The organism is Amycolatopsis sp. La24 (assembly GCF_029087445.1).
Lineage (GTDB): Bacteria > Actinomycetota > Actinomycetes > Mycobacteriales > Pseudonocardiaceae > Amycolatopsis > Amycolatopsis nivea.
In genome coordinates this window covers 78,515-105,414 of record NZ_JARACH010000028.1, presented here as the reverse complement: position 1 = coordinate 105,414, position 26,900 = coordinate 78,515, and the positions used below count along the sequence as shown (strand labels likewise).

Annotated in this window: 24 protein-coding genes; 15 read left to right on the top strand and 9 right to left on the bottom strand. The window is 68.0% G+C overall.

Features of this window, described 5'->3' with window-relative positions; translation table 11 throughout:
* The first annotated feature begins 2 nt into the window (after positions 1–2).
* The gene (locus tag PUT80_RS25380) at positions 3–902 is read left to right on the top strand and encodes a glycosyl hydrolase family 18 protein (protein ID WP_275293718.1); all 900 of its coding nucleotides are present in this window, start codon (positions 3–5) and stop codon (positions 900–902) included.
* Here PUT80_RS25380 and PUT80_RS25375 read toward each other — a convergent pair.
* Positions 892–2,769 (bottom strand): FAD/NAD(P)-binding protein, encoded by a 1,878-nt coding sequence (locus PUT80_RS25375; protein WP_275293717.1) that lies wholly within the window; start codon positions 2,767–2,769, stop codon positions 892–894. The genes PUT80_RS25380 and PUT80_RS25375 overlap by 11 nt on opposite strands.
* A gap of 317 nt (positions 2,770–3,086) precedes the next feature.
* Here PUT80_RS25375 and PUT80_RS25370 point away from each other — a divergent pair, with 317 nt between their 5' ends.
* From PUT80_RS25370 to PUT80_RS25360, 3 genes are all read left to right on the top strand, one after another.
* Positions 3,087–4,346, top strand: coding sequence for an MFS transporter (locus PUT80_RS25370; protein WP_275293716.1), 1,260 nt, complete (start codon positions 3,087–3,089; stop codon positions 4,344–4,346).
* A gap of 323 nt (positions 4,347–4,669) precedes the next feature.
* On the top strand, positions 4,670–5,854 hold the full coding sequence (locus PUT80_RS25365; protein WP_051728675.1) for a GGDEF domain-containing protein: 1,185 nt from the start codon (positions 4,670–4,672) through the stop codon (positions 5,852–5,854).
* Between the two features lie 72 nt (positions 5,855–5,926).
* On the top strand, positions 5,927–6,433 hold the full coding sequence (locus PUT80_RS25360; protein WP_275293715.1) for a GNAT family N-acetyltransferase: 507 nt from the start codon (positions 5,927–5,929) through the stop codon (positions 6,431–6,433).
* Here PUT80_RS25360 and PUT80_RS25355 read toward each other — a convergent pair.
* The gene (locus PUT80_RS25355) at positions 6,414–7,307 is read right to left on the bottom strand and encodes a Scr1 family TA system antitoxin-like transcriptional regulator (protein ID WP_037808795.1); all 894 of its coding nucleotides are present in this window, start codon (positions 7,305–7,307) and stop codon (positions 6,414–6,416) included. The two genes, PUT80_RS25360 and PUT80_RS25355, sit on opposite strands and share 20 nt — an antisense overlap.
* 123 nt (positions 7,308–7,430) lie before the next feature.
* The gene (locus PUT80_RS25350; protein WP_275293714.1) at positions 7,431–7,847 is read right to left on the bottom strand and encodes a DUF3151 domain-containing protein; all 417 of its coding nucleotides are present in this window, start codon (positions 7,845–7,847) and stop codon (positions 7,431–7,433) included.
* A gap of 234 nt (positions 7,848–8,081) precedes the next feature.
* On the opposite strand from PUT80_RS25350, the gene PUT80_RS25345 reads away from it, so the two are divergent.
* Positions 8,082–9,251: a hypothetical protein gene (locus tag PUT80_RS25345; protein ID WP_275293713.1), complete on the top strand. Its 1,170-nt coding sequence runs from the start codon at positions 8,082–8,084 to the stop codon at positions 9,249–9,251.
* A 12-nt stretch (positions 9,252–9,263) separates the two neighbouring features.
* The gene (locus PUT80_RS25340; RefSeq protein ID WP_275293712.1) at positions 9,264–11,192 is read left to right on the top strand and encodes a UvrD-helicase domain-containing protein; all 1,929 of its coding nucleotides are present in this window, start codon (positions 9,264–9,266) and stop codon (positions 11,190–11,192) included.
* Here the strand turns inward: PUT80_RS25340 and PUT80_RS25335 are convergent.
* On the bottom strand, positions 11,189–12,955 hold the full coding sequence (locus tag PUT80_RS25335) for a hypothetical protein (RefSeq protein WP_275293711.1): 1,767 nt from the start codon (positions 12,953–12,955) through the stop codon (positions 11,189–11,191). The genes PUT80_RS25340 and PUT80_RS25335 overlap by 4 nt on opposite strands.
* 203 nt (positions 12,956–13,158) lie before the next feature.
* Between PUT80_RS25335 and PUT80_RS25330 the strand changes: the two genes are divergently transcribed.
* Positions 13,159–14,571, top strand: coding sequence for an alpha-L-fucosidase (locus PUT80_RS25330; RefSeq protein WP_275293710.1), 1,413 nt, complete (start codon positions 13,159–13,161; stop codon positions 14,569–14,571).
* A 117-nt stretch (positions 14,572–14,688) separates the two neighbouring features.
* The gene (locus PUT80_RS25325) at positions 14,689–15,951 is read left to right on the top strand and encodes an ATP-binding protein (protein ID WP_037808801.1); all 1,263 of its coding nucleotides are present in this window, start codon (positions 14,689–14,691) and stop codon (positions 15,949–15,951) included.
* 79 nt (positions 15,952–16,030) lie between these two features.
* Here the strand turns inward: PUT80_RS25325 and PUT80_RS25320 are convergent, their stop codons facing one another.
* The 3 genes from PUT80_RS25320 to PUT80_RS25310 form a co-directional block, all read right to left on the bottom strand.
* Complete coding sequence (locus tag PUT80_RS25320; protein WP_275293709.1) at positions 16,031–16,687, bottom strand: MBL fold metallo-hydrolase; 657 nt, start codon at positions 16,685–16,687, stop codon at positions 16,031–16,033.
* A gap of 86 nt (positions 16,688–16,773) precedes the next feature.
* Positions 16,774–17,805 carry a class II fructose-bisphosphate aldolase gene (fbaA, locus tag PUT80_RS25315; protein WP_037808805.1) on the bottom strand — a complete coding sequence of 344 codons (1,032 nt, stop codon included), beginning with the start codon at positions 17,803–17,805 and terminating at the stop codon, positions 16,774–16,776.
* Between the two features lie 104 nt (positions 17,806–17,909).
* Positions 17,910–18,731: an LLM class F420-dependent oxidoreductase gene (locus PUT80_RS25310; protein ID WP_275293708.1), complete on the bottom strand. Its 822-nt coding sequence runs from the start codon at positions 18,729–18,731 to the stop codon at positions 17,910–17,912.
* Between the two features lie 62 nt (positions 18,732–18,793).
* Between PUT80_RS25310 and PUT80_RS25305 the strand changes: the two genes are divergently transcribed.
* The 3 genes from PUT80_RS25305 (at position 18,794) to PUT80_RS25295 (ending at position 21,162) form a co-directional block, all read left to right on the top strand.
* The gene (locus PUT80_RS25305; protein ID WP_275293707.1) at positions 18,794–19,708 is read left to right on the top strand and encodes an aldo/keto reductase; all 915 of its coding nucleotides are present in this window, start codon (positions 18,794–18,796) and stop codon (positions 19,706–19,708) included.
* An 81-nt stretch (positions 19,709–19,789) separates the two neighbouring features.
* Positions 19,790–20,680 carry an SDR family oxidoreductase gene (locus tag PUT80_RS25300; protein ID WP_134664376.1) on the top strand — a complete coding sequence of 297 codons (891 nt, stop codon included), beginning with the start codon at positions 19,790–19,792 and terminating at the stop codon, positions 20,678–20,680.
* A gap of 8 nt (positions 20,681–20,688) precedes the next feature.
* Positions 20,689–21,162 (top strand): pyridoxamine 5'-phosphate oxidase family protein, encoded by a 474-nt coding sequence (locus PUT80_RS25295; protein WP_037808811.1) that lies wholly within the window; start codon positions 20,689–20,691, stop codon positions 21,160–21,162.
* Here PUT80_RS25295 and PUT80_RS25290 read toward each other — a convergent pair.
* A complete protein-coding gene (locus tag PUT80_RS25290; RefSeq protein ID WP_275293706.1) occupies positions 21,159–22,202 on the bottom strand; it encodes a zinc-binding dehydrogenase in 1,044 nt (347 codons plus the stop codon). The two genes, PUT80_RS25295 and PUT80_RS25290, sit on opposite strands and share 4 nt — an antisense overlap.
* A 69-nt stretch (positions 22,203–22,271) precedes the next feature.
* Here PUT80_RS25290 and PUT80_RS25285 point away from each other — a divergent pair, with 69 nt between their 5' ends.
* From PUT80_RS25285 to PUT80_RS25270, 4 genes are all read left to right on the top strand, one after another.
* Positions 22,272–23,039, top strand: coding sequence for a helix-turn-helix transcriptional regulator (locus PUT80_RS25285; RefSeq protein WP_275293705.1), 768 nt, complete (start codon positions 22,272–22,274; stop codon positions 23,037–23,039).
* Positions 23,040–23,114: 75 nt separating this feature from the next.
* Positions 23,115–24,584, top strand: coding sequence for an NAD(P)/FAD-dependent oxidoreductase (locus tag PUT80_RS25280; protein ID WP_275293704.1), 1,470 nt, complete (start codon positions 23,115–23,117; stop codon positions 24,582–24,584).
* Entirely contained in the window at positions 24,581–25,441 is an 861-nt protein-coding gene (locus tag PUT80_RS25275) for a metal-dependent hydrolase (RefSeq protein ID WP_134727676.1), read from the top strand. The genes PUT80_RS25280 and PUT80_RS25275 overlap by 4 nt, the downstream gene beginning before the upstream one ends.
* Positions 25,438–26,436 (top strand): PDR/VanB family oxidoreductase, encoded by a 999-nt coding sequence (locus PUT80_RS25270; protein WP_275293703.1) that lies wholly within the window; start codon positions 25,438–25,440, stop codon positions 26,434–26,436. Before PUT80_RS25275 ends, PUT80_RS25270 begins: the two co-directional genes overlap by 4 nt.
* Here PUT80_RS25270 and PUT80_RS25265 read toward each other — a convergent pair.
* Positions 26,433–26,717: a YciI family protein gene (locus PUT80_RS25265; protein WP_037808820.1), complete on the bottom strand. Its 285-nt coding sequence runs from the start codon at positions 26,715–26,717 to the stop codon at positions 26,433–26,435. The two genes, PUT80_RS25270 and PUT80_RS25265, sit on opposite strands and share 4 nt — an antisense overlap.
* Positions 26,718–26,900: the final 183 nt, after the last annotated feature.

Sequence of the window (26,900 nt, the reverse complement as noted above, 5' to 3'; positions counted from 1 at the left end):
CTATGCGGAAGATCACGGCGGCGGTGCTGGCGGTGCTCCTGGTGCTCTGCGGAGCAGCCCCGGCGACGGCGGCGACCGGACGCAGAGTCGTTGTGTACTACCAAACAACGCACCAGAACGGGTCGTACATCTCCCCGTTGGGGCTCACCGACCACGACGCTGGCGTCACTGATGTGATCGTCGGAGCCGTGCATCTCAACGACGGCGGAACCATGACGCTCAACGACGACCCGCCGTCGGACGCCAAGTTCACGCAGATGTGGGCCGATCTCGCCACGATGCAAAGCAAAGGCGTGCACGCACTCGCCTTCGTCGGCGGCGCGGCGAAGGGCAGCTTCCAGCGCCTAGAGCAGGACTTCGACACCTACTATCCGTTGCTGCGCAACCTGATCCGCGACCATTCGCTGTCCGGCATCGATCTCGACGTCGAAGAACAGATGTCGAACGACGCGCTGAACCGGGTGATCGACGCGCTGCGGGGCGACTTCGGCCCGGACTTCCTGATCACCCTCGCGCCGGTCGCGACCGAACTCAGCGGCGGAGGCGGTCTTTCCGGGCTCGACTACGACCGGCTCTATCGCGAGCGCGGCGACCAGATCTCCTGGTTCAACGCCCAGTTCTACTGCGGCTGGGGTTCGCTGGCGGACACCTCGGGCTACGACCAGATCATCAATCACGGCGTCGTCCCGGCGAGCAAGGTGGTCGCCGGAACGGTCACGAATCCCGCTAACTGCAACGGTTACGTCGACATGCCGACGCTGAAGAACACCGTCGGCAGCCTCGTCCAGAAGTACTCGGACTTCGGCGGCATCGACGGCTGGGAGTACTTCAACTCGCTGCCCGGCGACACCGCCGCACCGTGGGAATGGGCGCAGCAGATCGCGCCGACGGTCAAGGGTTAGCCAGCCGCAGGATTTCCCTTGCCAGCGCGTCGTTCTGCCGGAATGAAATCGCGTTCGTGCGCGGCCGGGTGAAGGCTCCCGCCGAACGGACGCTCGTGTGCGGACCCACCGCGAACCGTCGCGGATGCACCCCTCCGTCCACAGTGACCAGTCGGAAGTCGCTGAGCGTCGTGGCGATCCGCCCGGACGGCAACGTCGCACCGTCGACATCCGGCACGGTTTCCTCGACCAGCGCGCCAGAGTCCCGTAGGTTGCGCAACAGCGGATCGGACACTCGCGGCACGCTCGCGTCCGGCAGGCGCGCCTCGATCAACGTGCGTGCGGTGACAGTGTCCGGGTGGCTGACGCTCGACGCGACGAACGTCCCGGTCGTCTCGTCGGCGGCGATCGAGATGTCCGCACCGAGGAACGACACGACGCCAGCGTCCTCGAGGGCGAGCAGCTCTTCGAGCCGACGCGGCGGCGGGCCGCTTGCGTAGTAAGAGAAGAAGCCGTGGAACCAGCCATCCATATCGGACACTTGAGACGCGGCGGTCAGCCGTCCGGTCGCGAGCAGCGTGGGCAATTGGCTGACCACTGACAGCAGGGCCAGGAACGCGCCGAGGTCCGCACTGTGGTGCACGTCGGCCCGGCGCGCGAGGTCGGACTCAATGTATTTCCGCACCGCTTTCCCGAATTCCTCGCCGGAATCGAACCGGCGGCCCGAGAACGGACGGTCCAGCCGCTCCAGGTCGAGCCGATCTTCTAGCGCTGGCACCGCGTCCGCGATTAGCGCGTCCATTTCGGACGACAACCATGGCAGGTCGGCGAATTTGTCTGCGAACACTGCGAAATCCATGCGCACGCGATCCGGATGTCCGGTGAACAGCTCGGTGTAATACGCCCAGGCGAGTTCTTTCGCGATGAGCGGCCACACGTCCGCGCGGAAGTCGAGCGGCCCGGTCAACCCGTCGATGGCTCGCTTGTCAAAGAATCTGGGCAGCTGCAACGGTTTCCCGCGCAACCGGTAGCCGGTCTTCGCGTGATACGGCACCCCGCGCCGGGAACCGACGTGCAACACCGGCTCGGCACCGCTCGGGTGGTAGCGCAGTCCGCCGCACGGCAGCTCCTCGAACCGGCCGCCGCGCCCCTCCGTGAGCAACAGCATCAGGTCCACGAACGCGAGGCCAAAACCGCGCACTAGCACCGGTTCTCCGGCAGGCACCGCGGAGTAGTCGACGTCCGCGGTGTAGCCAGCGGGGTAGTAGGACAGTTCGTGTTGCTCGGCGAATGCCTCCAGTTCGCGTTCGCGAGAATCGGGCACCGCGTCGAGGTGGCCGACAGTCAGCACCACGGCGTCGGCGGACACGGTCGTGCCGTCGGAAAGCCGAACGGTCTCGTCGTCGTCAATGCTCTCCGCCGTGGCGAGATGCTCGACCACCGTGATGCCGGGCGGCAATTCGGCCACCACCTTGCGGTAGAACCACTCCAGGTACCGGCTCTGCAGCCGCCGGGTCGGAAAATCCGTGGAGGCGAGGGATTCGAACTCGGCGCGGACGTCGTCCGGCACCGGATAGTCGAGGGTCCCCGCGCGCACCTGCCGCACCCACTCGATCAGCGACGGACCCGGCCGCACCGGACCGTCGATCCGGACGGAGTCGTCGGTGAACACGGTGACGTCCTCGGGCATCGAGTTCATCCGCAGCAGCGGCGACTGCTCGTACCGCCACACCCGGCCGGGGCCGGGCGGGAACGGGTCGATGAGGTGGACTTCGATCCGCCGGTCGCCGAGCAGGCCGGAGGCGCTCGCGGACAGCCGTTCGAGGACGCCGACCCCGCGAGGTCCGGCGCCCACGATGGCGAGCGTGAACGTCGGGAGAGCCGTCACTCGGGCGAAGCTACGCGGCTGGGCGCCTCCGCGGCGGCCGTTCCACACTGCGGACGGACAACCCGAAAGGATGTGTCACAAACCACAAAGATCGAAACGTCCCCGGCGGAGAGTGCGGAGCGCTATCGTCTGGACACGTGGCGAACTGACCGTGACCTGTCGGATACCGGCGAAAGAACCTAGAGAATCACCAACAGTCACGAGACACTGAGCTTGACAACTCACTTCGTGTGACCGGCCCGTGACCAGGAGGATCTAGGGTCACCCGTTGGTCACTAGTGCGGCACAGTCCGCACACAGCAGCGGGGAGAACACGCATGACGACAGCACCACACCGGGTCACGTTCCGCGAGGTGTTCGGAGTCGCCGAGTTCCGCGCGATGTGGTTCGGCGAACTGCTGTCGATCGCCGGTGACCAGCTGGCCAGGGTCGCGTTGTCCGTCCTCGTCTACGCCAACACCGGTTCGGCGACGCTGACCGGCCTCACCTACGCGCTCACGTTCTTCCCGTCGCTGCTCGGCGGCATCTTCCTCACCGGATTCGCCGACCGCTTCCCGCGCCGGGCGGTCATGGTCACCGTCGACCTCACGCGCGCGGTGCTGATTCTGTGCGTAGCCATTCCCGGACTGCCGTTCTGGGCACTATGCGTGCTCGTCGGCTGTGTTTCACTCCTGAATCCGCCGTTCAAGGCGTCTCAGCTGGCGTTGCTCCCGCAGGTGCTCGAAGGCGACCGGTTCGTGGTCGGCATGGGCATCCGGAGCATGACCGTCCAATCCGCGCAGCTGCTCGGTTTCGCCGGCGGCGGCGCGCTGCTGCTCGCGATGGACGCCCGCCTCGCCCTGGTGCTCGACGCGGGCACCTTCGTGCTCTCCGCGCTCTTCCTCCGCTTCGGGCTGAAGGCCCGCCCCGCGGCGGCCAGCGGCGAAAAGCGCAAGCCGTTCTTCTCCTCGCTGAGCGCGGGCGGCCGCGTCGCCTTCGCGACCACGGCGTTGCGTTCCTTGATGGTCTTCACCTGGCTCGCCGGGCTGATGCCGGTGTACGAGGGCATCGCCGCGCCGTACGTCGCTTCGTCGGGCGGCGGGTCCGAGATGATCGGTTTCCTGCTTGCCGCCGACCCGGTGGGCAGCGTGATCTTCACGTTCATCTACACGCGCTGGGTGCCCGCGGCGATCCGGCCGAAGCTGATCGGCCCGATGACCGCGCTCGCCGCGATCCCGCTGCTGCTCTGCTTCCTGCAGCCGGGGCCGATCGTGTCGGTGGTCCTGTTCGTGATCTCCGGCGGCTTCGGCACGATCGCGCTGCTGCAGGCGACGGCGTCGCTGACGGTTGCGGTCCCGGACGAGAGCCGGGCGCAGACGATGGGGCTGTCGAACACCGGATTGACCACGACGATGGGCGTCACTCCGCTGATCGGCGGGGCCATCGCGGACCACGTGAGCGCCCAGACGACGGTCGGGATCTTCGGATTGGCCGGCCTGCTGATCACGATTCCGCTCGCCATCGCGTGGCAGCGCACCTTTTCCAGGCAGGCCGAAGACGGGTCAGCGAAGGAAGCCACACGCGCCGAACATGCCTGAATACCCCGACATGCCCCGCGCGTGAGGCTCTGACCTGCGCGACCTTGCGGTGCTGCTACGCGGTCACTGTTCCTTGCTGCGCATCGCTGGTCACCCTTCATCCGGCGTGTTCGGGAAAAATGTACACACCTAAGGCCCTTGTGGACAGGCGGCAAACGGTCTGAAACTGTGAGTAAGGCGAGTGTCACTGGAGATCCGCGCAAGACCCGGGGGGAAGAATGGTCACATTGGGGGAATTTTCTGGTCTGGGGCTGCGCGATGCGGTTTCCCGGTGGTCGCTCTGGTCCCGGCCGCGGCAGTGGGTCGCGGTCACGCTGACGAGCATGGCCGTCACGGTGGTGCTCACCGTGGTCAGCGCGCTGGTGTTCCCGGTCAGCCTGAGCCAGATCGGCATCCTCGGCATGCTCGCCGGACTCGCGATCGCGCAGACCGAGGTCACGCGCCAGATCGAGCGGCAGCGCCGGATGCTGAGCCAGGGCCCGCACATCACGGTGACCTCGGTGTGGCTGCTTCCGGCGGCGCTGCTGGTGCCGCCGCAGCTGGTGGCCGCGCTGGGCGTGATCATCTACGTCTACCTGGCGTTCCGCAGCTGGAACGGCACGCGCCCCGGTGAGGCGCACCGCGTCGCGGCCAACGCGACCACGATGATCCTGTCCGGCTTCGGCGCCGCGCTGGCCGGACACCTCGCGGACGGCCACAGCGTCACCACCGTGGTGGCGGGCGCGCTCGGATATTTCCTGGTCAACACCGCGCTGACCGGCCTTGGCCTGTTCCTGACCGATCCGGCGAAGGCGACGGCCGAATCGTGCCTCGGCACGATGGACGACAACCTGCTGGAATTGGCGACCCTGTGCGTCGGCGGGCTGCTCGTGATGGTGCTGAGCCACGAACCGCTGCTGTCGGTGCTGGTGATCCTGCCGCTGTACGTGCTGCAGCGCTCGATGCTGATCAAGCGGCTCGAGGAACTCGCGACCACGGACCAGAAGACCCAGCTGCTCAACGCCACCACCTGGCAGGACGGCGCGCAGCGCGAGATTTCCCGTGCCGAGCGCGAGAACGGCAGCTTCGGCGCGCTGATGATCGACCTCGACCACTTCAAGCGGATCAACGACACGTTCGGCCACCTCGCGGGCGATGACGTGCTCAAAGCCGTTGCCGCCGTGGTGAAACAGGAGACGAGGGCACACGACCTCGTCGGCCGGTTCGGCGGCGAGGAGTTCGTGGCGCTGCTGCCGTCGACGTCGAAGGAAGACGCGATCGTGACGGCGGAACGGATCCGGCAGCGGATCAGCGAACTGGTGATCCCGACGCAGACGAACGAAGGCGAGTCGGTCTCGATCGAGAACCGGACCGCGTCGATCGGGGTAGCCGCGTTCCCGCTGGACGGGACGAGCATCGAGGAAGTGATGGCCGCGGCGGACGCGGCGGTGTATGCGGCGAAGAACAGCGGCCGCAACCGGGTCGTCGGCTCGGTAACCCCGACCCGGGAACTCGCGGCAGTCGCCTGACGACCTCGGACCCGGCCGGCACCCTCCCCCGGCCGGCCGGGTCCATCCTTCGTCAGCTTCGGGATTTCCGACATGGAACCTGTGCCGCTCACCGAGATCCGCCCGGCCCGCGACGACGAACTCGCCGCCGTCGCCGCGTTGCGCTGGCGGTGGGTCGCCGACCAGAGCGGTCCGCTGCCCCAGGATCAGGACGATTTCGTCCACGAGTTCGCCGCCTGGGCCCGTGCGCACGCCGAAACGCATCGCTGTCTGGTCGCGGTGCGGGACGAGCACGTGCTCGGCATGGCGTTCCTCGCGCTGACCCCCAGAGTGCCGACACCCCAAGACTTTTCGCGGATCTGCGGCGACGTGCAATGCGTCTACGTCGTGCCGGAAGCACGCGACAGCGGCGTCGGCGGGCTGCTGATCGAGGCGACGCTGCGGCTGGCCGCGGAATTCGGACTGGAGCGGGTGACCGTGCATTCCTCGGATCGCGCGATCGCGGCCTACCTGCGGCACGGGTTTTCGGTGTCGAAGAACCTGCTGCAAGCCGAACTGCGGATCGCCGTCGACGTTCCGGCTAACCGAGCATATTCCTAGGCCCCTCCGACTTTTGCCGCTGCGCGATCTCCCTGAACTCCTGCGCGGTGCGCTGCACGAACGCCGCCGACGCGCGGGAGTCCAGGGAGATTTCGCGGACCCGGTCCGCGACCTCGCAGTACGTCTCGGTCCCCTCGTCGAGGAGGAAGGCACCCGCGTGCTGGTGCTCGAAATAGACGATCGGGTCGCCGACCTCCACGTGGTACACGCAAAACCGGCCGGCCAGACCCGGATGCCCGCCGATGCCCGCGGGCACGACGCGGACCGACAGCTTCGCCGACGTCGCCATGAGGTCGGCGAGGAAACGCAGCTGCCGGGCCATCGTCGCGGGTCCGCCGACCGGATTGCGCAATGCTGCCTCGCCCAGCAACACCTCACACCGGATCGCGCCGGGACCGACCACGAGCGGACGGCGCATCATCCGGATCTCCGCCTGGCGTTCCGCGTCCTGCACCGGCAGTCCGTCGGCGAGGAACAGCGCCCGCGCGTAATCCGGGATCTGCAGCAGTCCCGGCACGAGCATCGGCTGCCATTCGACGACCGACGTCGCGGCGCGTTCGCAGGCGAGCAGCCCGCCGAGGTGGTCCGGGTCGGACTGCTTGCCGCGGGCGACCCAGCCCGGTTCGGCGGTGCCGCGCGCCAGTTGCAGGATCCGTTGTTTCTCCGCACCCACGACGCCGAGCGCGCCGAGGATGCCCGCGACGTCCTCGAGCGCGGGAACCCGTTGTCCCAGCTCCCAGTTCGACACCAACGCGGGGTTGGTGCCGACTCGCCGGGCGAGTTCGCGCAGTCCGAAACGGGCGTCGATCCGGGCCTCGCGCAGCGCGGTGCCGAGGGTGCGGATCCGGGGGGTGAGCATGGCCGTGCCTCGCATGGCCGTCTTTGTAGGTGTCACCAAATGCGAACACCTCTAGCTGTCACCCGAAGGTGGGCAACCGGCCCGGTCGCGCCCGGGTTTTCGCCGGGGCGCGACCGGCGCGGGGTCACTTCAGGCCGGTCACTTCAGGCCGGTCGCCTCGGCCGCGGCCGGGTCGGAGTCGGCGAGGAAGGTCTTGCAGCGCTCGTACTCCTCGGACTCGCCGATCCGGCCCGCGGCGGTGCCGAGCACCGCGAGCGCGCGCAGGAAACCCTGGTTCGGCCGGTGCGCCCACGGCACCGGGCCGAAGCCCTTCCAGCCGGCGCGGCGAAGCTGGTCGAGGCCGCGGTGGTAGCCGGTGCGGGCGTAGGCGTAGGCGTAGGCGGCGACGGTCTCGCCGTCGGCGAGCGCGCGTTCGGCGAGCGTGGCCCAGGCCTCGCTGTAGTCGGGGTGCTCGGCGGCCACGGAGGACGGGTCCGTCCCGGAATCGAGCGCGGCCTGCGCTTCGGTGTGCTCGGGCAGCAGCGTGGGCTCGGGGCCCAGCAGGTTGTGCGTCATGCCGCCATTGTGCCCACGATGCTCCCGGCTCAGAGGAACAGGCTGGTCAGCACGCCTCCGCCGGCCAGAACGAGTGCTGCGATCAGCACGGCGGCGACAGCTCGTTTCGGCATCATGGGCCGACACCCTGCCGTGCCGGGCGGCGCGAGGGCAAATCCGCCACCCGTAGGGGTGAACCCCGGTTTTTGCCCCTTCTCCCGCCGCGTCCCCTTGCGGCAGGGAATGATGGCGCCTATGACGAAGGCGGTTGAAGACGTCGCCGGCCCCGCGGTCCCGCGCGGACCAGTGGGCAAGACCAGGCTTTTCTTCGCGACGCACTGGCACCGCGGCGCACCCGGGGCACCGACGCCGGCGTGGGTGCTGCGGTTCTGTTACGGCATGTGGCTGACCGCGTTCGCGTTCAAGCTCGTCGGGTCGTCGTGGGACATGTCGTGGCACTTCAAGTGGCTGCGCGACGACCTCGCCCCGCCGCACCTGATCAACACCGTCGGCACGGTGATCATCGTCGTGCTGGTGGCGATCCACAGCTACACCGGTCTCGGCTGCGACCGGCGCTCGCTGCGGCTCATGCAGGCCGGGCTGATCGTGTTCCTGGTCGCCGCGCCGCTCGACGTGATCAACCACCGCGTGAACGGCCTCGACCTGACCGCGTGGAGCCCGTCGCACATGATGCTGTACCTCGGCACCGGCATCATGCAGGCAGGCGTGCTGCTCGGCTGGCTGCGGCTGTCCCCGCCGGGCCGCTTCCGCACCGGGGTGCTGCTCGCGCTGTGGGCGTTCTTCCTGGAGAACACCTTCTTCCCGAACGGGCAGCAGGAGTACGGCATCCTCGGCCTGCGTGCCTGGGAACGCGGCACGCCCGAGGCGGAGCCGACGCTGCTTTCCTTCGCCGCCAACCAGATCGGCCACCCGGTCGACCGGGCCGCGGTAGTGCACTTCACGATGCCGATCCCGGAGTGGGTGTACCCGCTGTGGGGCATCGGGGTTTCGGCGCTGATCCTGGTGCTCGCTCGCCAGACCGTCGGAAAGCGCTGGGCCGGGCTGACCGTGGCCGGCGCGTACGTCGCGTACCGGTGCGTGATGTGGCCGCTGCTGCTGGCGCTGGGCTTCCCGGTGTCGACGGTGCCGTTCTATCTGCTGGCCGTCGGGCTCGCGGTGGACCTGGCCTTCCTCCTGCCGCGACCCGCGGTGGCGGGCGCGGTTTTGGTGACTGCGCTCGGGTATGGCGCGTTCTGGGTGCAGTCGCAGATGCGGCCTTGGCTGCTCGGGGAACAGCACACGGAGTCCGCGCCGCCGGTGGCGTACTGGACGGCGCTGGTCGCGGTGGCGGCGGTGTTCGCGTTGTGGGCTGGGGCCGGTCCGGCGAAGGAGTGGTGGGCTTCGCGGCGTGCGGTCGCGGCGTAACGCGGGGGCTCCGTGGCACTCAGCGCGCATGCCCGCAGGCAGGTCCAGCGGCAAGCCACGCACCTGATCGCGGAGCGGTTCCGGGATCCCTTGCGGCGCAACGCGTTGACCGGGTTGCTGGAGCGGACCGCCGAAGGCTGGCACCTCGCGGTGCGCACCGGCGATCCGGGGACCGCCGACGCCTTCCTGATCGGCCGCGCCGGGGTGTTTGCAGTTGTTGTCACCGATCCGCCGCCGGACGAAGCGACGATGCGAGAGGTGGCGCGGGACGCGGAAGAGCGGTTCGCCGGGCTGCCCGGTCCAGGCGGACAGCGCATCGCCCGGAGCGCGGTGACCCTGGTCGCGATCGTCGGCGCGCAGTCTCCGCGGGGACCGCGCGACGCCGGGCCGTTCTGGGTGCTGCCCGCGGCCAAACTGGACCAGCTTTTCCGCCGTGACACGGTGCATCTGACCGTTCGGCAAGCCGCCAAGATCGCCGACGGGCTCGCCGCGCGGTTGCGTGGCTACGAGTGGCTCACGGTCTCGGCGCCGGAGAAGGAAGCCGGGTCGTTCGAGTTGCTCTCGGCGGAGAGTGTCGCGGACGATCAGCTGATCGCGGCGGTGGAGCGGCCGTTCGAAACGTGGATGACGTTCCTGCATCCCGACCAGGCCGCGCTGGCGGCGCGGAACTACTCCGGCCCGGCGCGGATCAGCGGTCCGGCCGGGACCGGGAAGACGGTGGTCGCGCTGCACCGGATGCGGCATGTCGGCCGCCGAAGCACCGGTCCGCTGCTGTTCACGACCTTCGTGCGCACGCTCCCGCCGGTCAACGAGACGACGTTCCGGCGGCTGGCCCCGGAGCTGGCGGACCGGGCGCAGTTCATCAGCCTGCACGCGTGGGCACGGGAGTTCCTCAAGCGCCGCGGGATCGAGCTGAACACCCATTCGCGGCTGACCAAGGACGCTTTCGGGCGCGCCTGGAAGGAGCACCGCGAACCCCTGGAACGGCTGGGTCCGAACTACGACTACTGGGAGACCGAGGTCCAGCGCATCATCAAGGGCCAGGGCATCCGGACGCTGGAGAAGTACCAGTCCATCCACCGGGCCCGGCGCGGGCTTCGGCTCGATCGCGGGCAGCGCGAGAAGGTCTGGCAGCTGTACATGACGTACGAGGAGAATCTGGCCGCGAACGGGTTGCACGACTTCCACGACCTGCTGTCCCGGGCGAGCACCGAACTCGAACGGCAGCCGCTCGAAGAGCCTTATGCGGCCGTGGTGGTCGACGAAGCGCAGGACATGACGCTGACCGGCCTCCGGCTGCTGCGCACGATCGCGGGCGACGGACCGAACCAGCTGCTGCTCGTCGGCGACGGACAGCAGCAGGTCTATCCCGGTGGCTGGCGGTTGTCCGACGCCGGGATCCCGATCCAGGGGCGCGGCGAGGTGCTCAAGGTCAACTACCGCAACCGCGCGAGCATTCTCGACTTCGCCCGGCGGATCAACGCGGTCGACGACCTGGACGGCGCGGCGGGAGTTGCGCTGCGGGACGCGGATTCGGTCAACGAGGGCGGCGTCGTGCAGTCGTGGACTGGCACGCCCGCCGAACTTCCGGATGCGTTGGCTGGGACGGTCCGTGCGCTGGAAATTCCGCTCGGCGAAACGGCACTGATCACCTTCAGCAATGCGGATGCCGATCAGTGTCGGCGGTTCCTGGAATCCGCTGGCGTGCCGACGCGTGCGCTCGAACGCTACGTCGGTGCGGCGGAAGATCGGCTGCACGTCGGGACTGTGCACCGGGCGAAGGGGCTCGACTTCCGCGCGGTGCTGGTCGTCCAACTGCCGCGTCCTGCACCGGAAGACCCTGCTGAGCAAGAGGAACAGCGTGAGTTGCTCAGCAGGCAACGGCTGGTCGCGACTACCCGAGCGCGGGACTTTCTGTGGTGGGGCGTCGTCCAGTCCTAACTGGACAGAAGGCGACGGTAATAGTCGGTCGCCGGTTTGATGCCGTGGTTTGGATCGGCGTTGTAGAGGCCGTCTGGACCTTTCGGGCCGAAGCTGTACGGCTGGTACAGCGTCGCGCAGGAGGGTTCGGTCTTCGCAAGTCGTTGCCAGCGTTGCCATTCCGCGTCGTAGCGGGCGAGGTGGTAGCGCATCGTGGCTTTGTCGTGTGCGCCGGCGTAACCGCGCAGCATGACTTCCCAGCCGTGGTGCACGACGCGATGCCAGGATTGGCCGTAGCGTGCAGACACTCGCAGGTACGTCCGGTCGGCGTGATTGCGCAGCGGGAGCGTGCCGGACAGCGCGACGATTTCGTCCCACATCCGGGCCGCCTGGGCCTTCTCGGCGAGCACCGGTTCGACCCGGCCAGCGGCGACGATCGCGGCGTAATCGCTGGTCAGATCCTTGTCGGAGCCGCCGAGGAACTGGTCGCGGGTCCACATCAGCCTGGTCATCGGGTGCACCACGCTGTAGTGCCCGCGCAGTACGGCGGCCGCCGAGAGCAACGCGAGCCGACGGAAGCGGCGGACTTGGTCGCCGTGCAGGCCGAGGCGCGTCGTCGCGTATTCGGTGAACGCGCCTTCCTCGCCGAGGCCGGTGTCGCGGGTCCAACGGGCGATCACCCAGGTGTTGAGGTCGCACCACAGTTCGTTCTGCAGATACGGTCCGCGCCAACCGCCGCCTCGGGACCAGGTCCAGATTCCGGCGATGATCGGATTGTCGGCCACCTCGGCGAGTCCGATCGGACCGGTGCGCGGCTGGGTGCGGAATTCTTCGAAACCGTTTACCACGCCGTCGATCACGTAATTCGGGAACGCTCCTTTGCCCTCGTACTCGCGCTGGCATTCCACTTCGATGATCTGCCGGTGCTTGCCGACTCCGATGGTGCGGTTGAACGGAATGGTCCGCCAGAAGTCCTTCTCGGTGTGCTTGATCGAGAAGACCAGGTTTTCGTGCGTTTCGACCTGGTCGGTGACCTGCCGGTAGAAGTCGGGGTCGCTGGTCAGCTTGTCGCTGCCGGTCGACCAGGTGCGGTAGAAGACCCGCTTGCCAGCGCGTACGCACAACTCGTCGCGGAGGATGCCGAGCAGGGTGAGGTGGCTCGTGGCACCGTTGGTGATCGGGTTGTTTCCGGTGTGGAACGGCACGTTCTGCACGTACGTCTCGCCGGTGCGCACGACAATTCCGTCCAGGCCGGGGAAACGCGCGCAGATCTCGCGCAGCATCAGCCGGTGGATCTGCTGAGTGAGCGGACGGTCGAAGCTGATTCGGCCTTGGCTGTCGAGGATTTGGTCGCCGTACAGTTCGACCAGGCGTTTCGGCAGTACGATGATGTCGGTGAAGAAATACGCCGCGATGCCCGCCGCGTGCGCTCGCGCGATGTGCGCGTCGATCTTCTTCGCGGTGGCCTCGACCCAGGCGCGACCCGGTGAGCCAGCGGGGAAAATACGCTCGTCGAACGTCTCGAAGGTGATCGCGGTTTGCGGCGGGGTGAATTCGTTGATCACCTGACCGTCGTAGCCGTAGCTCTTCAATGTCGCGGGATCGTTGAAGCGACTGGAAAACAGCGGTTCGCCCGGGTTGTTCTGGACCATGTCGAGCAGGAACGGCAGCCGTCGCCCCAGCTTCGGATCGGCGAACGCGGTCCCCGCGGTGGCAGCGAGAGCCGCAAGGGCGACCCCGCCGCGCAACGCCGTCCGCCGACTGGTTTCCCACGCTGCACCCATTGCGGCCACCCTTCAATAGATCTGATGTATTCACCTGACCATAAGAACGGCATTCGACCGCGTCAATCGGCCAACCGTCGTGTTCATGCTTGTGAACAGCTGTCTTGACCAGACAGGACGCTTGCCGGTCGTTCGCCGAGCTGGTACCCCTGAAAGGCCAAGACATCTGATGACCGCCGCCGCCGACGGGAGTGGATGCATTCATGGACCAGGCAGGAATCAGCCGCCGCAGCATGCTCGCAGCCGCGGGCTTGCTCGGACTCACCGCGACACCGGCGCGAGCCACCCCCGCCGCGACGCCTTGGTACCCGTCGGCCAAATTCGGCATCTTCATCCATTGGGGCGCTTATTCAGCCGCAGCCTGGGGCGACGCCAGACACGCCGCCGAGTGGTACCTGTACGCCATGAACGTCACGGATCCCGCGCGTGGCACCGGAACTCGGGACCACCACCTGAAAACCTACGGCGCGGATTTCGCGTACGACCAGTTCATCCCACGCTTCACCGCCCGTCGCTACAACCCCCACTCCTGGGTACGCCTTTTCGAACAAGCGGGAGCCCGGTATTTCGTGCTGACTTCCAAGCACCACGACGGTTTCCAGCTGTTCCGCAACACCGCGTCCGACCGCAATTCCGTCCGCCTGGGCCCCGGCCGCGACCTGGTCGGCGAACTCTTCTCGGCCGCCGCGCACACCCGGCTCAAACGAGGCCTCTACTACTCACTGGGCGAGTTCTACAGCCCCGCGCTCGGCACCGCCCCCAGAAACCCTTACACCGGCGCGGAAATCCCCTATACCGGATACCGTCCAGTCGCCGACTACGTGACCCAATACGAGCACGTACACCTGAAAACCCTGATCGACCACTACGATCCGGATATCCTGTGGGCAGACGGCCAGGGCTACCACGAATTCGGCGGCGGCCCGATCTTCCGGCCGAAGACGTGGGACTGGCGCAGCGACGAAATCCTGTCCTACTACTACCGCAACGCCGCCGATCGCCGTTGGCCGAAGAGCGTACTGGCGAACGACCGTTTCGAAGCTTCGCACGCGGATTTCGCGACCGTCGAGGGCGACAACAAGAAGTACGTCCTGCGCCCGGATCCGTGGGAAGCCTGCCTGAACATCGGAAAGTCGTGGGGTTACAACGAAAACGAGGATCCGGCGAAGATCAAATCCTCGGTACAGTTGCTCCGGCTGCTCGCCGAAGTCGTCAGCAAGAACGGAAACCTGCTGCTCAACATCGGCCCCCGCGAGGACGGCACGATCGCGGATTGGATGAGTTCGCGGCTGCTGGACATGGGCCGCTGGCTGCGAATCAACGGCCGCGCGATCTACGGTTCCACGCCGTGGACCCGAGCCATGGACGGCGACACCTGCTACACGCGGACGAGCGGCGCGTTCAACCTGATCCCACTCTATTGGCCAAACGGCCGGCTCCTCGTGCCGGGGGATGTGCCGATCGGGACCCGGTCGCGAATCCGCCTGCTGGGCGGGCATTCCCGGCCACTGCCGTGGACCCGCACGACGGACGGGATCGTGATCGAGTTGCCCAGGCGACGGACGGATGACTTCCCGGAGGAGTTCCCGGCGGTGCTCTCGGTGACGGATTGGTAGGTGCACCGTGCGAAGTGACATCCGGTCGTCCGCCCGAGGTGCCGCGTTCTGCGGCCTACCGGTAGCGCGTTTTGTCGGTTAGAAGTTCCGCGTTTTGTCGGTTAGACTGCCTCTGTGATGAGCCTCGTACAGCGCAACGCAGCCCCCAGGGTGACCGAGCTGCTTTCGTCGTTCCGGGTCGTGCTGCTCGGCGGGGCGCGGCAGACGGGGAAGACCACGCTGGTGCGAGACCTGCTCGACCTGCCAGGCCATGCGTGGTTCAGCTTTGACGACGAGGCCGTTCTGGCTCGGGCATCAGACGATCCGGTCGGGTTCGTCGAGGCCTTGCCGCGTCCAGCAGCCGTCGACGAGTTCCAGAGAGCGGGACGAGGGTTCCTCCTCGCGGTGAAGCAGGCAGCCGACCAAGATCGCACCCGCGGGCAGCTGCTGCTGACCGGGTCGACCAACTATCTCGCCGATCGAGGCCTGTCGGAGACGCTGGCCGGCCGAGCCGGACGGCTGGTGCTGTGGCCGCTGTCGATGGGCGAGCGGCTCGGCGTCCGAGAGGCCTTTCTGGACTTGCTGTTCGAGCCGGCCAGCTGGCCGGGAAAAACCGAAACCCTGCCCCGCGCGGATCTGATCCGGACGCTGCTGGAAGGCGGTTATCCCGAGATCGTCACCGAGGGTTTGTCGGGACGGCAACGTCGGAACTGGTTCGAAGCCTACGTTCACGACGTCGTTTCACGGGAGGCGCTCCGCCCCGTCGCCGAGGTCCGGCTGGAGGCGGAGCTGCGCAGGCTGCTGCGCCTTCTGGCTGCCCGAACAGGCCAGGAACTCGTCGTCTCGGGCATCGCCGGCGACGCCGAAGTCGGCCGAGAAACCGCGTCGAATTACGTCGCGCTGCTCGAAGCCCTCCACCTGGTGACGTTGCTGCCCGCGTGGTCTACCAACATCACGAACCGGGCGAAGCGACGTCCCAAGATCGTGGTCACGGACACGGGGCTCGCGGCCGACCTCTGTGGGCTTGGCGAGCAAACCTTCAGCCCGACCGCGGACGGCACAGCGGCAGGGTCGCTGTTCGAAACCTTCGTCATTACCGAGGTCCTCAAGCAGGCGACGTGGAGCGAGCGAAGCGTCGACCTGTCCTACTTCCGCGACCGTGACGGAGCCGAGGTGGACCTGATCGTGGAGGACCGGCGGACCGGAGAACTGGCCGGCCTGGAAATCAAGCTGACCAGCACGCCGACAGCTCGGCACGCCAAACACCTGATGATGCTGCGGGACAAGCTGGGCAGCCGCTTCATCACCGGTCTGGTCGTTCACACCGGTTCCCAGACTTTGCCGTTGGGCGACCGCATCTGGGCTGTCCCGGTCTCCGCGCTCTGGCGATCGGACAGTTGAAGCTTGCCGCCGCGACAGGATTCTCGGTATCGAGGCTGAGAACGACGGGGCCGCCGCAAATACTGAACGGCCCCCCTGTTCACCAGCCGCGTTCGCGCCACTCCGGAAGCTTCGGACGCTCAGCCCCCAACGTGGAATCCCCGCCGTGTCCCGGATAGAACCACGTCTCGTCCGGCAACTCCGCGAAGATCTTCTCCTCCACATCCTTCAGCAGCGACGCGAAGCGAGCCGGATCCTTCTCCGTGTTCCCGATCCCGCCCGGGAACAGCGAATCGCCGGTAAAGAGGTGCGGAATCCCCTCCGGATCACGGTAAACAAGCGCGATACTCCCCGGCGAGTGACCGACCAGATGCCGCGCCGTCAACTCGACCTCGCCAACCCGGATGGTGTCGCCGTCGTCCACCGGGACGTCGATGCGGGCCTTGATCCCATCGATGTCGTCGCGCCCGGCATAGGTGCGAGCACCGGTTGCCTCGGCGACCTCCGCCAGTGCGATCCAGTGGTCCCAGTGCTGGTGCGTCGTCACGATGGACGCGAGACCGCCGTCGCCGGCCAGGGCGAGCAGCGTCTGCGGGTCGGCCGCCGCGTCGATCAGCAGTTGTTCCCCGGTGGCTCGGCAGCGCAGCAGGTACGCGTTGTTGTCGATCGTGCCGACTGAGACTTTCGAGATGGTCAGGCCACTGGTCTCCCGCACGTCGGCGGGGCCGCCAGTGGTCACCACTCCGGTGTAGGTCATGGAGCTCCTCCCTCGTTGCGACTCCAGAACCAAGCAGAAAGGCCGCCCCGACAGCAAGTCGAGACGGCCTCCCGCCAGGAAATCCGTCAGCCCAGCTTCTTGCCAGCCGAACCAAGCGCCTGCGTGGCCTCGACCACCCGGGTCGCCATGCCCGCTTCGGCGGCCTTCAGGTAGCTGCGCGGGTCGTACACCTTCTTGTTGCCGACCTCGCCGTCGATCTTCAGCACGCCGTCGTAGTTCTTGAAGAAGTGGTCCGCGATCGGGCGGGTGAACGCGTACTGCGTGTCGGTGTCCACGTTCATCTTCACCACGCCGTAGGACACCGCCTCGCGGATTTCCTCCGGGAGCGAGCCCGAGCCGCCGTGGAAGACCAGTTCGAAGGGCTTCGAGCCGGCGTCGAGGCCGAGCTTCTTCGCCGCTGCTTCCTGGCCGCCCTTGAGCACGTCCGGGCGGAGCTTCACGTTGCCCGGCTTGTACACGCCGTGCACGTTGCCGAACGTCGCGGCCAGCAGGTAGCGGCCCTTTTCGCCGGCGCCAAGCGCGTCGATCGTCTTCAGGAAGTCGCCCTCGGCGGTGTACAGCTTCTCGTTGATCTCCGCCTCGACGCCGTCTTCCTCGCCGCCGACGACGCCGATCTCGACCTCGAGGATGATGTTCGCCGCCGCGGCCTTGGCGAGCAGTTCCTGCGCGATCTGCAGGTTCTCGTCAAGGTCGATGGCCGAACCGTCCCACATGTGGGACTGGAACAGCGGCAGGCCGCCCGCCCGGACGCGTTCGGCGGAGATCTCGATCAGCGGGCGGACGAAGCCGTCCAGCTTGTCCTTGGGGCAGTGGTCGGTGTGCAGCGCGACGTTGACGTCGTACTTCGCCGCCACCACCTGAGCGAACTCGGCCAGCGCGGTCGCGCCGACAACCATGTCCTTCACCTTCTGCCCGGACGCGAACTCCGCGCCGCCGGTGGAGAACTGGATGATCCCGTCGCTCTCCGCCTCGGCGAACCCGCGGATCGCGGCGTTCACGGTTTCCGACGAGGTCACGTTGATGGCCGGGAAGGCGAATTCGTCCTTCTTCGCCCGGTCGAGCATCTCCGCGTACACCTCGGGGGTGGCGATGGGCATCGGTTCCTCCTCGAGACGACTGGCTTCTACAGCGGCATCGTACGAGGTGGACCGGCCGGGGCGACCGGTCCTACCTCACACGAGACGAAACCGACTGGAGCGATTCAGAGCAGCTCCGCCGCGATTGCCCGGTAGGCAGGGAACGGATCGTCGTCCAGCGACTGCACGCTGACGTGCTCAGCCCCGGCGTCGAGATGCGCCTGCAGGCCCTTGGCCAGCGCTTTTCCGTCGCCGTGGACGGCCAGCGCGTCGATCAGCCGGTCGCTGCCCTTCCCCGCGATGTCCTCCTCGGAGAAGCCGTGCTTGAGCAGGTTCGCGGTGTAGTTGGACAGGCCGAGATAGAACTGCACCGTCTTGCGGCCGGTCTCGCGCGCCCGCTCCGGATCGGTGTCGAAGACGACCTTCTGCTCGGGGGCGAGCACGGCTCCAGCACCGAGGAGCTCCCGCGCCGCCCGGGTGTGCTCCGGAGTGGTCAGGTACGGGTGCGCGGCCGCGGTGCGGTCGCGGGCGAGTTCGAGCACCTTCGGGCCGAGTGCGGCCAGCGCGCGCGACTGCGCGGGCACCCCGGCCGCGTCGAGCGCGTCGAGGTAGTCGACCAGCGCCGCGTACGGCTTCTTGTACTCCTGCGTGTGCTCGCGGTGGCCCGCGCCGACGCCGAGCAGGAACCGTCCCGGGTGCTTGCCCTCGATGCGGTGAAACGCCCGCGCGATGTCCTCGGGCGCGTCGGCCCAGATGTTGACGATCCCGGTGGCGATCTTGATCCCCTCGGTCGCGGCCAGCAGCTCGTCGACGATCGCCAGGTCGCCGCCGGGAGACCCGCCGAGCCAGATCGTGCCGTAGCCCAGTTCCTCCACCTCGGCGGCGAACGCGCTGTCCACCGCGGTCGACATCCGCCACACGCCTAGCTTGCCCAGTTCGATAGCCATGTCCCGCCCAACGCGCGAGAACCCGGTTTTCCTCCCGTCCCGGCCGGATTAGGTTCGAAAGCATGACGAAGCTCGGCACCACGGAATTGGACATCCACGGCCTCAACCTCGGCTGCAACGTCTTCGGCAACACCGCGGACGAACCCACGTCATTCGCTGTTCTCGACGCGTACACCGCGGCCGGCGGCAACTTCCTCGACACCGCCAACATCTACGGCGGCGGGGGCGGTTCCGAAACGATCATCGGCAACTGGCTCGCCAAGCGCGGCCGCCGCGACGACATCGTCATCGCCACCAAGGTCGGCGGGGGAGACCAGCGGCCCGGCCTCTCCGCGAAGAACATCGCCGCGGCGGTCGACGAATCGTTGCAGCGCCTGCGAACCGACCACATCGACCTGTACTACGCGCACATCGACGACCTCGACACCCCGCAGGAAGAAACCCTCGGCGCGTTCGACCAGCTCGTCCGCGACGGCAAGGTCCGCTACATCGCGGCCTCCAACTACGAGCCGGACCGGCTCGCCTCCGCATTGTCCATTTCGGACCGGAACGGGCTCGCCCGATACGTTGCCCTGCAACCGCACTACAACCTGGTCGAGCGCGACTACGAACGAGAACTGGCCCCGCTCGTCGCCAAGGAGAACCTGGCGACGCTGCCGTATTTCGGACTGGCCAAGGGATTCCTCACCGGAAAGTACCGTTCGAAGGACGAACCGGGCGACTCGCCGCGTGCCCCGCGGGCGCTGGCCTACCTCGACGCCCGGGGCAAACGGGTGCTCGCCGCGCTGGACGAGGTGGCCGCCGCGCACCAGGCCTCGGTCGCCAGCGTCTCGCTCGCGTGGCTCCGCCAGCAGCCGACCGTCGCCGCGCCGATCGCCAGCGCGCGGACCCCGGAGCAGCTCGTTGACCTGCTCGCTTCGGTCGAGCTGACCCTGACCGACGCCGAACTCACCGCTTTGGGCGAAGCGTCGAACTGATACTTACCGAACAGTAGCTTACTGCGGGTAGGTTGTTGTACGGTGCCCTCCGGACAGGCAAAACCGGCTCAGGAGGGCACCGTGGCTCAGAAGCAGGTCGACGGCAAGGTCGTGCTCATCACCGGAGCCGCTCGCGGGATCGGAGCCGGTCTGGCCGAGCGGCTCGCCGCGCGCGGAGCCAAGGTCGCGCTCGTCGGGCTCGAGGCCGACGAACAGGAAGCGGTCGCCAAGCGGATCGGACCGAACGCGAAGTCCTGGGAAGCCGACGTGACCAGCTGGGACGACCTCGAGCGCGTCACCGAAGGCGTGGTCGAGCACTTCGGCGGCATCGACATCGTCATCGCCAACGCGGGCATCGCGACCGCCGGGTTCGTGCGTTCGGTGGACCGCACCGCGTTCGAGCGGGTGATCGAGGTCGACCTGCTCGGCGTGTGGCGCACGTTCCGCGTCACGATGCCGCACGTCATCGAACGCCGCGGCTACCTGCTCGGCATCTCCTCGCTCGCCGCGATCACGCACGCGCCCGGCATGGCGAACTACGCCGCCGCGAAGGCGGGCGTCGAGGCGTTCTGCAACAGCCTCCGCGCGGAGGTCGCGCACCTCGGCGTGAAGGTCGGCGTCGCGCACCCCACCTGGATCCGCACCGACCTGGTCGAAAGCGCCGACGCGCACCCGGTGTTCGGCAAGCTGCGCGCCGGGATGCCGGGCCTGCTCGGCAAGACGTACCCGCTGGACGTCGCGCTCGACGACCTGGAGGCCGGGATTCTGCGCCGCGCGCGGACGATCCACGTGCCACGCTGGGTCGGCGGCCTGAAGCTGCTGCGCTCGTTCCTGCCGCCGATCGTCGAACTCGGCGCGCGGACGCGGGTGCCTGCGGCGGACCGGGCCGCGCTGAAGGACGTCGAGGAGCGCGGCGCGTTCGAAGCTTCGGTCACCGGCCACGGCGGACGCGCGGCCACCAAGCGCAGCTGAGGAGCGTCATGTCCCGTCGCGACCAGATCCGGATGAAGCCGGACGAGGTGCAGGCCTACCTGGCCGAGCAGAAGGTCATCAACGTGGCCTCGGTCGGCCCGAACGGCAGGCCGCACCTCACCGCCCTCTGGTACTACCCGCACGAGGGCGGGGTCGCGACGTGGACTTACGGCACCTCGCAGAAGGCGAAGAACCTGCGCCGGCTGCCCGAGGCGACCGTGCTGATCGAAAGCGGCGATTCGTACGACCAGCTGCGCGGGCTCTCCTTCGAGGCGGACGTCGAGTTCGTCGAGGACACCGAGCAGGTCACGGCGATGGGGATCGCGCTGATGATGCGCTACTCCGGGGCCGAACCGGGCGCGCCGGTTCCTGACGAGCTGCGGACCTTCATCGAACGGCAGGCGCCCAAGCGGGTCGGGCTGATCCTGCGTCCGACGAAGATCGCGAGCTGGGACCACTCGAAACTCGGCGGCGTCTACTAGGGCACGAGGGCGACGAAGCTCAGTCCGGAAGTGCCTTCCGCCAGGTCGAGAGCGGATTCCGGATCGTCGAGGCCCACCTTCAGGAGTTCGACGGCGGAGAGGTCCAGCGCGCCTGACCGGACGAGGTTCCACACCGTCCGCACCGTCTCGTCGTCGCTCATCCAGGAGCCGCGCAGGGTGAGCCTGCGGTGCATGAATTCGCCGTACGGAATGGTCAGGTCCTGACGTACGCCGCCGACGAGCACCAGCGTGCCGCGCACCCGAAGGCAGTCGTAGGCGGCCATCGTCGCGTCCGCCGTCGGGGTGGCACCGAGAGCGTCGAGGGCTACGTCCACCGGGCCGATCGCCGCTGCGTCCGTCGCGCGATCGCCGGTCAGCTGGTGGGTGCGCACACGCGGATCGAGTTCAGCCAAGCGGTCGAGTGCCACTTTGTTGCGGCCCACCGCCGTCACCGTCGCCGCGCCTTCCGCCAGCGCCAGCAGCACGGCCGCGCCGCCCATCTGACCGGTCGCACCGATCACCGCGACGTCGCGTCCGGCCAGCGGACCCGCGGTGTGCAGGCCGGCGGCGGCAACGCAGAGCCACGGCAGAAACGCCAGCCGCGCCGGGTCCGGGTAATTCTCGGCACCGGGCAGCTTGATCATCGTTTCCTTGGCGCACAACGCTTTCTCCGCGAAGGTGCCGTCATGCCACACCTCGTGCATGCGGTCCGTGCGCTCGTTGCGGCCGGCCGCGCCGAGGCCGACCCAGCCGACCAGGATCTCGTCGCCGTCGCCCGCGTTGAGCAGCGCTGTGTCCAGCACGATGTCGCCCGGCGCGACGTGGAAGACGTCCGGCGCGACGTCGGTCACGCGTCCGATGCACGAGGAGCCGAGGACCAGCGGGACCGGCAGGCCGCCGCGCCCGCCCGTCACCACCGCCTTCGTGTAGGCCGGGACGTGCGCGGCGAGCACCTCCACGACGACGCCACCGCCCTGGAGAGCGGGTTCCGGCAGTTCAGAGAGACGCAGGCCTTGCGCGTCGACATTCCAAGCTCGCATAGGACCCAGCCTCGCGCGCCGTTAAGCTGGTATCCAGAATCGCGTTATTCTGGTACTGGAGGTTCTAGGGTGAGCGTCGAACTGGGCACCTTCCTGCGCAGCCGCCGCGAGCGGATCGCCCCGGCCGACGCGGGCCTGCCGGTCACCGGACGCCGCCGCACCCCCGGATTGCGCCGCGAAGAACTGGCTCTGCTGGCTGGGATCAGCGCCACCTGGCTCACCTATCTCGAACAGGGCCGCGACGTCCGTCCGTCCGACCAGGTGCTCGACGCCTTGGCCCGGGCGCTGCGGCTGACCAGCGCCGAGCAGGAACACCTGCGCCGGCTCGCCGATGGCGGAGCCACCGCCGAGGACGCGCCCGAGGAAGCCGCGCCCGAGGTCGCGGGCGTCCCGGCGATGCTGGGCGACAACCCCGCGTACGTCACCGGCATCTGCTACGACCTGCTCGCGTACAACGACGCAGCCGCGGAGCTGTTCCGGAACATCGAGCCGGGCGCGAACGTCGTCCGCTGGATGTTCACCGAGCCCGCCGCCCGGGAGGTCCTGGTCGACTGGGAGCAGGAGGCGCGCAACATCCTGGCCCGGCTGCGCGCGATCGCCGGACGCCATCCCGATCACCCGCGCGTGACCCGGCTGGTGGCCGAGTTGACCGAGGCGAGCCCCGAGGTGCGCGAGTGGTGGCCGCACTACGAAATCCAGTTCAGCCACGCAGGTCAGAAGCGCTTTCGGCATCCAAGGCTCGGCGTGGTGACGGCGACGCACGCCGCGTTACACGTGGCCGAGCGTCCGGAGCAGACGTTGGTGGTCTATCGGCTGCCGAGTGGTACTGGCGAGTAGGAAGTACTTTGAAGTAACTGTTACCTGAGGTAACATCAACGCTGCCAGACCCCCAGCGCAGCGGAGGCCGACAAGATGACCGAGCGGTTCAAGGTCGTGATCGTGGGCACCGGGTTTTCCGGGCTCGGCCAGGCGATCCAGCTCGAAAAAGCGGGCATCCGGGACTACGTGATCCTGGAGAAGGCCGACGAGGTCGGCGGCACCTGGCGGGACAACTCGTACCCGGGCTGCGCGTGCGACGTGCAGTCGCACATGTACTCGTTCTCCTACGCGCAGAACCCGGACTGGAGCCGGTCGTTCTCGCCGCAGCCGGAGATCTTCGACTACCTCAAGGGCGTCGCCGACAAGTACCGGTTGCGCGACAAGATCCGGTTCGGCACCGAGATCACCGGCGCGCACTGGGACGAGGGCGAACGCCGCTGGACGGTGGAAACCAAGGGCGGCACCGAGTTTTCCGCGCAGTTCCTCGTCGCCGGCGTCGGCGGACTGCACATCCCGCAGATCCCGAAACTGCCCGGCATCGCCAAGTTCAAGGGCCAGACCTGGCATTCGGCGCAGTGGAACCACGAGTTCGACCTGGCGGGCAAGCGGGTCGCGGTGATCGGCACCGGCGCGAGCGCGGTGCAGTTCGTGCCGAAGATCGCGCCCGAGGTCGGCGAATTGACGCTGTTTCAGCGCACGCCGCCGTGGATCATGCCCAAGCCGGACCACGCGATGCCGGGCTGGGCCAGGCAGTTGTTCAAGCGCGTTCCGGGCACGCAGCGGCTGTACCGCAACGCGTTGTACTGGATGCTCGAATCCCGCGCGATCGGGTTCAACGGGCACCCGAAACTCATGCAGGCCGCCGAAATCCTCGCGCGCAGGCACATCGCGAAGGGCATCAAAAACCCCGCGCTGCGCCGGAAAGTCACGCCCGACTACACGATGGGCTGCAAACGCGTCCTGCTGTCGAATGACTACTTCCCCGCGCTGGACCGGCCGAACGTCGATGTCGTCACCGACGGTGTCGCCGAGGTCCGCGCGCACAGCGTCGTCGACACCGCCGGGGTCGAGCACGAGGTCGACGCGATCATCTACGGCACCGGCTTCAAGGTGACCGACGCGCTGGAGTACCTCGACATCACCGGCGTCGGCGGCCGCGATCTGGCGAAAACCTGGGCCACCGAAGGGATCCAGACGCACAAGGGGATCACCGTGTCCGGGTTCCCCAACCTGTTCTTCCTGCTCGGCCCGAACACCGCGCTCGGCCACAACTCCGTGGTGTTCATGATCGAATCGCAGTCCCGCTACGTGGTCGACGCGATCCGGCTGGCCGATTCCCGCGGCGCGGCGGCACTCGACGTGCGGCCGTCGGTGCAGGACGAATTCCAGGAACAGATCCAGGACAAGCTGGTCAAGGGCGTGTGGACCCAGGGCGGCTGCAAGAGCTGGTACCTCGACGCGAAGGGCGTCAACCGGACCATCTGGCCCGGCTTCACCTGGCGGTACTGGCTGGAGACGCGGCGCGTCGAGCCGAGCGATTACGAGCTGAGCGGCCGGTCATGAGTGCCGACCACGAACAGATCGTGCTCCACGCGCGCGACGTGGAGTTCGACTGGTCGAAGCTGCCGATGCACTGGATTCCCGGGCAGCCGCAGGCCACGCACAGCATCAACGTGCTGCACTTGGCCCTGCCCGAGGGCGAACGCTGGTTCGTCGAGGTGTTCAAGCAGGCCGTCCCGCTGATCCGCGACGAGCGGCTCAAGGAGGACGTGCTCGGGTTCATCGGCCAGGAGGCGATGCACGCCGTCGCGCACGACGGCGCGGCCGAACACCTCGAGTCCGCCGGGGTTTCCGTGCGGCCCTACATCGCGCAGATGGAGTGGATGTTCCGGCGGCTGCTCGGCGACCGGCCCGGATCGAGCCGGGAATGGCTGATCGAACGGCTCGCGCTGGTCGCGGCGATCGAGCACTACACGGCGTTTCTCGGCCAGTGGATCCTCGACGCGAAGGAACTCGACGCGGCCGGCGCGGACGCGACGATGCTGGATCTCCTTCGCTGGCACGGCGCGGAGGAGGTCGAGCACCGGTCGGTGGCTTACGACCTGTTCTGCCACCTCGACGGCCGCTACGGTCGCCGAGTGCGTTCGATGCTCGTGGTGACGCCGGTGCTGGCGTGGATTTTCCTGCGCGGCACCCGGTTCCTGATGAAGAACGACCCGACGCGTCCCGGCCGCACCAGCTGGCGGGCCTACCGGCGCGCCGCCCGGCAAGGCTTCTTGCCCGGACCGCGCGAACTGCTGCACGAGATCCGGCCGTACTTCCGGAAGTCGTATCACCCCACCGAAACCGGCAACACCGACCAGGCGGTGGCGTACCTGGCGAGTTCGCCCGCGGCCAAGGCCGCCGACGCTCCGCGATGACCGCACCGCAGTTCCCGCCCAGACTCGACGGCAGCGGCAGGCGCGACCGGCTGATGTCCACTTTGGTCGCGGTCGGCGCGGCTTATCGAAAGCTGGCCGAGGTTTCCGGTCGACGGCGTCCGCCGGTGCAAGAGGTCGACCGTCGGCTGCCGTTGGTCGTCGACGCCGTGTGCGCCGAAGCGGACGGCGTGGTGAGTCTTCGGCTCGTGCGGCCGGACTCGACACCGCTGCCCGCGTGGCGTCCCGGCGCGCATATCGATCTCATCCTGCCTTCCGGAACAGTGCGGCAGTATTCCCTGTGCGGTTCGCCTTCGGACCTGTCGCACTACCGGATTGCCGTGCGGCACATCGGTTCCGCGTCCGCCGAGGTACACGCGCTCACCGCCGGAACTCGCGTCACCGCGCGCGGGCCGCGCAATGCTTTTCCGTTCGTCGCCGCACCCGCGTATCACTTCGTGGCGGGCGGAATCGGGATCACGCCGATCCTGCCGATGGTGCGCCGTGCGCAGGAGATCGGCGCGGATTGGCGGCTGGTCTACACCGGCCGTTCTCGTGAATCGATGCCGTTCCTCGACGAACTTCCCGCCGAGCGAGTGCGGATCCGGCCGGACACGGAGTTCGGCATCCCGGCGTCCGGCGCGGAACTGCTGGAGGAAATGCCCGAGGGCGCGTCGGTGTACTGCTGCGGCCCGGTGCCGATGATCACCGGCGTCCGCGTCGACCTGGCCTGCACGGGCGCGGCCGCGGTCTACTTCGAACGGTTCTCGCCGCCGCCGATCGTGGACGGCGAACCGTTCCGCGTGGTGCTGCGGCGCAGCGGCCGCACCCTCGACGTTCCTGCCGACCGCTCCACGCTCGACGTGGTGCGCGAGGTGCTGCCGGACGTGCCGTACTCGTGTCGCCAGGGCTTCTGCGGCACCTGCGAGGTGGCGGCCGAAGACGGCGGGCGCGTGCGGATCTGCGTCGACCGCGGGCCCGCCGTCCTGGAGCTTTAGTTCTGCGGCGGAACCCAGTCGCCGAGCAGCGGCTTGAACTCGCGGACGCTGCGCTCGGCCACGACGCCTTCGAGCGCGTACGGGTCGTTGTCGATCAGCTCGGCCAGCGCCGCCTCGTCCTCGGCCTGCCAGAGCACCAGCCCGCCGGAGTTGTCGGCGAGCGGACCGGCCACCGCGACGCGGCCTGCCTCGACGTGCTCTTTCAGGTAGTCCCGGTGCCGCGGCCGGACGTCGGCCAGCTTCTCCTGGACATAGCGGATTTCGACGAGGTACCAGGCCATGCGCTTACTCCTGGGGTGAGCACGACAGTGACGCCGCAGACGCTACCGGTGACAGCCGGGCGGACGCACCATGCGAGCGGTGGCAGCGGGAGGCCAACCCGATAGGCTAGGCGCGGGCGGAACCTGTGTGCACGCTGTGCCTATCGCGCACGCGTTGGGGCCTGCGGAGCGGACACGTCGAGG